The sequence below is a fragment of the Burkholderia sp. SIMBA_062 genome, assembly GCF_046534765.1.
In the GTDB taxonomy this organism is placed as follows: Bacteria; Pseudomonadota; Gammaproteobacteria; order Burkholderiales; family Burkholderiaceae; genus Burkholderia; species Burkholderia ambifaria.
The window spans coordinates 1-698 of the sequence record NZ_JAWRYD010000099.1; the positions used below are offsets into that span (position 1 = coordinate 1).

At 63.0% G+C, this 698-nt stretch carries 1 protein-coding gene; it reads left to right on the forward strand.

Features of this window, described 5'->3' with window-relative positions; genetic code table 11:
• A partial coding sequence (locus SB786_RS35545; protein WP_410731477.1) for an ISL3 family transposase occupies window positions 1-692 on the forward strand: 692 nt, incomplete at its 5' end.
• Between the last annotated feature and the right edge of the window lie 6 nt (window positions 693-698).

Consider the following 698-nt stretch of genomic DNA (forward strand, 5'->3'; position numbering starts at 1 on the left):
ATGCCGACACGCGCCGCGTGTTGTGGGTCGGCGAAGGACGCAGCCGGGAGGCGATTCGCCCGTTCTTCGACTGGCTCGGCATCGAGCGGTGCAAAGGGATCGAAGCCGTCGCGATGGACATGAACACTGCGTTCGATCTGGAGGTGCAGCAGCATTGCCCGAATGCACGCATCGTGTACGACCTGTATCACGTGGTCGCCAAATACGGCCGCGAGGTGATCGACCGGGTACGCGTCGATGAAGCCAACCGGCTCAAGCATGAGCGTCCGCTGCGGCGCGTCGTCAAACGCTCGCGCTGGCTGTTGCTGCGCAACCGCGAGAACCTGTCGGCCGAGCAGCACATCAAGCTACACGAGTTGCTGGAAGCCAATCAGACCCTGATGACCGTCTACGTGCTCAAATCGGTGCTCAAGGAGCTCTGGCAGCCGATGACCGCGTGGCAATGGCGACGGGCCTGGCGGGCTTGGCTGGCGCAGGCTCGCGACAGCGGCATCGAGCCGCTGCGACGCTTCGCCAACAAGCTGGCTGCGTACTGGCGAGGCATCCTTGCCCGCGTGCGCTGGCCCATGCACACGGGCCAGCTCGAAGGTATCAACAACCGCATCAAGGTCATGAAGCGCATGGCCTACGGCTACCGCGACAGCGCTTACTTCTTCCTCAAGATCAAGGCCGCCTATCCCGGTAATCCGTGAAGAACC